Source organism: Galactobacter sp., assembly GCF_022712295.1.
GTDB lineage: Bacteria > Actinomycetota > Actinomycetes > Actinomycetales > Micrococcaceae > Galactobacter.
Genome location: NZ_JALAGT010000037.1, coordinates 1 through 6,848, shown reverse-complemented (window position 1 = coordinate 6,848; position 6,848 = coordinate 1). Strand labels below are relative to the sequence as shown.

Genomic DNA, 6,848 nt, shown 5'->3' with positions numbered 1-6,848 from the left:
CCTCGGCCGCCGGCTTGACAGAACCAATGCGGTCGAAGGCTTCCATGAATTCCGCCCGCAATGCAGCGGTTTCGGTTCGAGATGACACGGTGGTCGCAGCTCCTCAAGTAGAGGTGTTGCAACCACCGGTTGAGACCGCCGGCTGAAGTTAGGAACCGAGCTGACGTTGGAAACAGTCAGCAGGCTCGGATGGGACAACGGGATGGAGCGGCAGAGAGTCATGCGGCCTGGAGTCTTGAACATAGCGGAGGGACTACAGGCCCAGGAAGTTGCTCAGCACCTGGGCTGTGCCCAACCGAGCACGTTCATCTCCGCCTTCGGGAGTGTGGCTGGAGTCACTCCTTGGGCCCATGTGACCGCCGAATGAGGTGAAAACACGCGGGTTTCAGGGAGTGGATGTCGAAAGACCCGTATCGGATGACCGAGTCCATCGATTGCACAGCTAAGTCTGACCTTACTAAGCTTGCCTAGTGCGGACTGCCTCAAGTTGGTGTGGCGCGCATGACCCAATGTCGTCGAGTAACTCGAGTAAGCGGACAGAACCGAAGCATGACAGCAATTCAGGTAGATCCCCATGGAGCCCTCGGTCGGGACGGCGAGTCCGCCCTGACGCGGCGCCCAGCGAGACGTCTCGTGGGGGAGGACCTGGTCCTCGGGTTCGGCCGCACCGAAATCGTCCACGGCGTGAGTCTGGAGTTGACCCCGGGCAGCGTGACCGCCCTGGTGGGACCCAACGGCTCCGGAAAATCCACCCTGCTGCGTTCACTTGCGCGGCTTCACGCCCCCGACACCGGTCGCATCCTCATCGGTGACGACAACCTGCTGGACGCCGCAGAGCACTCCGCCCGTGAGTTCGCCCGCGACGTCACGCTCTTTGCCCAGAGTCGCATCGCCCCTGCAGGCCTTTCCGTGCGGGAGATCGTCGAGTTCGGCCGCCACCCGTATCGCAAACGCTTCGCCGGGATGAGCGCTCAGGACCGCGACGCGGTCAACCGAGCCATGGCCGTCACCGGCATCTCGGACATGGCGAGCCGCCCCGCCTCGCAGCTCTCCGGCGGGGAAGTGCAGCGCGTCTGGCTGGCCTGCTGCCTGGCGCAGGAGACCGGAATCGTCCTGCTCGACGAACCGACCAACCACTTGGATCTGCGCTACCAGACGGAGATCCTGGACCTGATCCTTGACCTGTCCCAAGAAATCGGGGCAGCGGTCGGCGTGGTCTTGCACGACCTCGACCAAGCCGCCCGCGTCGCGGACACCGTGGCCCTCCTGGCTGAGGGCAGCGTCCTGGCATCAGGTTCCCCGCTCGACGTCCTCACCGCAGACCACATCGGCACCGCGTATGGCGTCCCCGTCCGCGTGGACCTCGACGAGGACTCCGGGCACCTCCGGATCGACCCGATCGGCCGACACCGGCCGCGCCTCCAGCGCCCCGGCCACGGACAGCGCGGCGAAGGACAGCGCGGCGCGAGCCGCGCGTAGAACGCACCCCCGGCCCCTGCCGTCGGGCATTGAACACATCACCAGAACACCGAAGAAGAGGAACCCTTATGAGCTCTCAGCGCCTGGCTTGCCGCGGACTTGCGGCCCTGGCCGTCGCCACGCTGGCCACCACCCTGGCCGCCTGCGGCACCACCGACGTGGAATCGGACAAGTCCTCGGACGCCACCGACAAGGCCTCCTCCGCCAACTGCACGGACGACACCACCAAGACCTCCACGGACCCGGTGGACATGAAGGACGGACTGGGCCGAGAGGTCAAGCTGGACAAGCCCGCCGAGCGCGTCGTGGTCCTGGAATGGCAGCAGACCGAGGACCTGCTCACCCTCTGCGTGGACCCCGTCGGCGCGGCCAGCACCAAGGACTACGCCACCTACGTCAAGGCCGAGAAGCTGCCGGATTCCACCAAGGACATCGGTGAGCGCGGCGAGCCGGATCTGGACACCATCTACGGCCTGGACCCCGACCTGATCGTCGTGGAGGCCTATGACAAGAGCGACAAGGTGCTCAAGCAGCTGGAGAAGCGCGACGTCCCCGTACTGGCCACGGTCGGTGCCGACGCCAAGGGCGGGCAGCTGAAGAACATGCGCAACGTGTTCCAGCAGATCGCCGAGGCCACCGGCCGCAGTGACCGTGCAGATGCCGTGCTGAAGGACTACGACGAGCACCTGGCCGAGGCCAAGGCCGAGGTCGCTGATGTGGACATGGACGTCAAGGACTTCGTGTTCTTCGATGGTTGGAAGGAGGGCGGCAACGTCGTCATCCGCCCGTACGGCGAGGGTGCCCTCTTCACCGAGCTCGGCGAGGAACTGGGCATGAAGGCCGCCTGGACCGACGAGATCAACAAGAGCTACGGCTCCGGCGGCGTGGACCCGGCCTACGGCCTGGCTCAGACCGACATCGAGGGTCTGACGGCGGTGGGGGAGGCCAACCTCTTCTACGGCGATGACGAGACCGAGGACAGCTACGCCAAGGACCTCGTGAAGTCCTCCATCTGGAAGAACCTGCCCGCCGTCAAGGACGGCCGCGCCTACGCCTTCCCGGCCGGCGTGTGGGGAGCGGGCGGACCCAAGTCCAATGAGCTGGCCGTGGACGCCTTCGTCGACGTCATCAAGGACAACGCGGGGAAGTGACCTCGGCCCCGCAGAGCGCCGCGCCGCGTTCCCCCGACGCGACCGAGCCCCCAGCCGCTCCCCAGCGGCTGGGGGCCAGCGGCGTCTGGACCGGCGCCGCCTTGGTGGTGGTGCTGATCGTGGCGGTGGTGCTCACAGGGCTGTGGCACCTGTCCCAGGGGACCTCGGGGATGGGTGCATGGGATCTGTTCCGTGGCCTGCTCGGAGCCGACGTCCGGGTGGGCGGCGTCTCCGCGACAGACATCTTCTCCGGTTCCCGCCTGCCTCGGCTGGCCGCCGGCGTGGTGGTGGGGTTGGCGCTGGGTGTGGCCGGCTGCCTGCTGCAGTCCGTGACCCGCAACCAGCTGGCCTCTCCGGACACCCTGGCCGTCACGGCCGGCGCTTACTTCGCCCTGACCGTGGTGGCAGCCTTCGGCATCAGCGTGCCGGTACTGGCCTCCTCCGGCGTCGCGTTCGTGGGTGGCCTGTTGGCGGCGGCCGTGGTGCTCGGCCTGACGGGACGCACATCCGGCTCAGGCACCACTCGTCTGATCCTGGCCGGTTCAGCGGTGGCGATGGCGCTGGATGCCGGGACCACCATGCTGCTGATCCTGTTCAAGGAGCAGACCACGGGTCTCTTCGCCTGGGGTAGCGGTTCGCTTGGTCAGCTGGACGTCACGGCCGCCTCCCGTGCGCTGCCCGTGGTGGTTCTGGTCCTGATTCTTGCGGTACTGGGCTCCCGGCGTCTGGACGTTCTCGGGCTCGGTGAGGACGCCGCGACGTCGCTCGGCGTGCCCGTGCGTTCCACCCGCTGGCTCGCGATCGTGGCCGCCGTGATCCTTGCGGCCACGTCCGTGACGCTGGCCGGCCCCATCGCGTTCGTGGGCCTGGGCGCGCCCGTGGTGGCCCGCCTGCTGGCGAGCAAGGTCTCGGCTTTGCGGCGCCACGCGTTCCTGCTGCCCGTCTCCGGTCTGCTGGGCGCGCTCATCATCCTCCTGGCCGACGCCGTGGTCCGCGGCCTGCTGGGTGCCGAGGGGGCCACCGCCATCCCCACGGGTATCCCGACCTCGTTGCTGGGTGGCGTGCTGATCGTGGTGCTCGCTCTGCGGATGCGGGACGCGACGGCGGCGCCGTCCACCGGTGCCGCAGGGTCACCGGCCGGCGGGTCCAAGTCCGTCCCGGGGCGACGCCGCTTCGTCCTGGTGGCGCTGATCGTCGCCGCGGCCCTGCTGGTCTGCCTGGTGGTCGCGATGTTGGCAGGCAGCCTGTGGCTGCGGCTGCGCGACATCGTCCTGTGGTTCCAGGGCGCCGCGCCGTCGTTGATCGACTACGCGCTGGACGACCGCTTCGCCAGAGTCGCCGCGGCCACCCTGGCCGGTGCCGCGCTGGGCCTCTCCGGCACCGTGGTGCAGTCCACCGTGCGCAACCCCCTGGCGGAACCGGGGCTCTTGGGTATCACCGCGGGCGCCGGGCTCGGCGCTGTCTATGTGATCTCCACCGGATTCCTGGGAGGCGGCCAGGGCGCCATGGTGGCCATGGCCGTGGCCGCCGGATTGGTCACGTTCGGCCTGATCGCCGTGCTGGCCTGGCGCGGCGGCATGCTCCCGGACCGCTTCGTCCTGGTCGGCATCGGCGTGGGCTACGCCCTCAGCGCGCTGACCACGTACCTGCTGCTCAGCAACGATCCGTGGCAGACGCCTCGGATCATGACCTGGCTCTCCGGCACCACGTACGGCAAGGCGCTGATCGACGTGGCCCCGGTCGCGATCTGCCTGCTGATCGCGGTCCCGTTGCTCTTCCTCTTGCGCCGCGACCTGGATCTCATGGCCGTGGACGAGGACACCCCTCGGATCCTCGGTCTGCGGCCGCAGCGGACCCGACTCTCACTCCTGATCCTCGCCGCGCTGCTGGCCGCCGTGGCCGTGGTGGCCGTGGGCACGGTCGGGTTCGTGGGACTCGTGGCTCCCCACCTGGCCCGGGGCCTGGTGGGCGCCCGGCACGCGAGGATCATGCCTGTGTCCATGATGCTCGGGGCGCTGCTGGTGCTCATCGCTGACACCCTTGGGCGCACCCTCATCGCGCCGTCTCAGCTGCCGGCCGGTGCCATGATCGCGCTGGTGGGCGCGCCGTACTTCGTCTACCTCATCCGCAAGGCGCGCTGAGGCCCTCACACGCAAAGGTGCCATACGGGCGGGACTCGAGTCCCGCCCGTATGGCACCTTGTGCGTTGACCGGCGCCTGTGGCGCCGGTCAGTCGTGGCGCCAGAAGCCTGAGAAGGTGATGCGGTCCTTGGGCACACCGTGGCCCACCATGGCCCGACGTGCGCCGGTGGCGAGTTTGGACTCGCCCACGAGGTAGGCATAGGTGGTGGCCGGGACGTCGGTGAGGCCCTGGACGGCGGCGACGGTGGGGGCGCCAGGGGTGTCCTCTGGTGCGCGGACGAACCACTCGACGGTGACGCCGGTGGGGGTGGCCCAGTCCTCGATGTCCTCGGGATCGGCGACCTCGACGAAGACGCTGCCCGTGGTCTGGGGTTCGAGGCCGCGGATCACCTGACGCACACCGGGCAACCCCGCCTCGTCGGAGGCGATGACGATGTGGTCGGCATCCTCAGGGGGCAGGTAGATGATGCCCTGGTCCAACAGTGCCACCGGGGAACCGGGACGGGCGGACACGGCCCATGCGGCCACTGGGGCGCTGAACTCGCCGAGTTCGTCGGCGTGGAGCACCACGTCGATGTCCATGACTCCGTACTCGGTGCCGTCGCGGTCCTCGATACGCAGATCAGCGACCGTGTAGTTGGACAGGTGCGGGCGCTGGTCCTCAGGCGTGCGCTTCAGGCGGGGCCACCATTCCGGTCCCTCGATGTCGTCCGGCAGGTTCAGGGTGTCGGGTGACTCCGGGCGGGGAAGGAAGAGCCGGAACCAGTGGTCGTCGCGCTGCCACGGGAACTCGGCCAACTCGGGCGAAGCCACCGTGACGCGTTGGAAGCTGGGGGAGAGGCGCCTGCTGGAGGTCACCAGCGCGGTGAAGAGCAGGGGGTATTCAGGTATTCCGTCACGGTTTCGGCCCATAAAGACATTCTACGTGCCTTACCTGTGGGGGTGCTTGGTCCTCACCTGCCCCCGGCACGGCCCCTGACCCTGCGCTGTGCACTCAATCGGCGCTGTGGAACGGGCCGGGGTGGTGGCGGACAGCGAGAAGCCCCGCTCACCTCGAAGAAGGTGAGCGGGGCTGTCAGGCTATTCGGTCAGTGACCTGGAGTCAGTGACTCAGAGGCCCTTGCCGGAGGGAGAGACCAGGATCTTCACTGCGGTCTCGTTGCGGTTGATGAGGGTGTCGAAGCCCTCGTCCACCAGGCCCTCGAGGCCGATCTTGCCGGTGATGAACGGCTTCAGGTCGATCTTGCCGGACTCCACCAGCTTGATGGTGTCCGGGTGGGTGTTCACATAACCGATGGTTCCGCGGATGTCGAGTTCCTTCATGACCAGCTTGTGCATGTCGATGCTGCCCGGCTTGCCCCAGATGGACACGACCTGCAGCACACCGTGGGGACGCAGGACGTCCATCAGGGTGTCGAACACGACCTGGACGGAGGTGCACTCGAAGGCGAGGTCGGCGCCCTCACCGTTGGTGAGCTTGTTGACCTCCTCGACGAGGTTCACCTCGGCGGGGGAGAAGGCGTACTTGGCTGCACCGGAGTCGATGGCCTTCTGGCGGCGGAGGGCGGAGAGCTCGGAGACGATGACGGTGGCGCCGAGTGCGGTCAGCACTGCGGAGACCAGCTGGCCGATGGGGCCCGCGCCGCCCACGACGGCGGTCTTTCCTGCCACGTTCTCCTTGGTGTCTGCTGCGCGCATGACTGCGTGGTAGGCCACGGAGAGGGGCTCGATCAGGGCGGCCTCGTCCAGGGCGATGGAGTCGTTGATCTTGTGGATCCAGCGGCGGCGCACCACGATGTTCTCGCTCAGGCCACCACCACGGCCGGCCAGGCCGATGAAGTTCATGTCCTTGGACAGGTGGTAGGTGTCGTTGGCCTCGGTCACGTCGACGTCGTCGCCGATGATGTAGGGCTCAACGACCACGTGGTCGCCGACCTTCAGGTCGTCGATGCCCTCGCCGACCTCCGCGATGACGCCGGAGAACTCATGGCCGAGGGTCACGGGTGCGGTCTCACCGGAGATGGGGGAGGGGGTGTCCTGCGTGGGGCAGAAGATGGGGCCGTCGAGGTACTCGTG

5 protein-coding genes are annotated in these 6,848 nt (G+C 67.9%); 3 read left to right on the top strand and 2 right to left on the bottom strand.

Translation table 11 applies throughout. The features are described 5' to 3' along the window. Window positions 1-549 precede the first annotated feature (549 nt). From Q0A15_RS02905 to Q0A15_RS02895, 3 genes are all read left to right on the top strand, one after another. The gene (locus Q0A15_RS02905) at window positions 550-1,479 is read left to right on the top strand and encodes an ABC transporter ATP-binding protein (protein ID WP_291278038.1); all 930 of its coding nucleotides are present in this window, start codon (window positions 550-552) and stop codon (window positions 1,477-1,479) included. A 68-nt stretch (window positions 1,480-1,547) separates the two neighbouring features. Beyond that, window positions 1,548-2,630 (top strand): iron-siderophore ABC transporter substrate-binding protein, encoded by a 1,083-nt coding sequence (locus Q0A15_RS02900; protein WP_291278037.1) that lies wholly within the window; start codon window positions 1,548-1,550, stop codon window positions 2,628-2,630. Then, window positions 2,627-4,771 carry an iron ABC transporter permease gene (locus tag Q0A15_RS02895; RefSeq protein WP_291278036.1) on the top strand — a complete coding sequence of 715 codons (2,145 nt, stop codon included), beginning with the start codon at window positions 2,627-2,629 and terminating at the stop codon, window positions 4,769-4,771. Before Q0A15_RS02900 ends, Q0A15_RS02895 begins: the two co-directional genes overlap by 4 nt. Before the next feature lie 88 nt (window positions 4,772-4,859). Here the strand turns inward: Q0A15_RS02895 and Q0A15_RS02890 are convergent, their stop codons facing one another. Both Q0A15_RS02890 and Q0A15_RS02885 read right to left on the bottom strand, forming a co-directional pair. After that, window positions 4,860-5,684, bottom strand: a complete 825-nt coding sequence (locus Q0A15_RS02890; RefSeq protein WP_291278035.1) for a siderophore-interacting protein — start codon at window positions 5,682-5,684, stop codon at window positions 4,860-4,862. Between the two features lie 198 nt (window positions 5,685-5,882). Beyond that, window positions 5,883-6,848 (bottom strand): 2,3-butanediol dehydrogenase (locus Q0A15_RS02885; protein ID WP_291278034.1); only part of this gene is annotated, 966 nt, incomplete at its 5' end.

What these genes read in the sequence shown, in the direction of transcription:
- Q0A15_RS02900 (WP_291278037.1), top strand. Translation starts at nt 1,548, where the DNA reads ATGAGCTCTCAGCGCCTGGCTTGCCGCGGACTTGCGGCCCTGGCCGTC.
- Q0A15_RS02890 (WP_291278035.1), bottom strand. Translation starts at nt 5,684, where the DNA reads ATGGGCCGAAACCGTGACGGAATACCTGAATACCCCCTGCTCTTCACC.
- Q0A15_RS02905 (WP_291278038.1), top strand. Translation starts at nt 550, where the DNA reads ATGACAGCAATTCAGGTAGATCCCCATGGAGCCCTCGGTCGGGACGGC.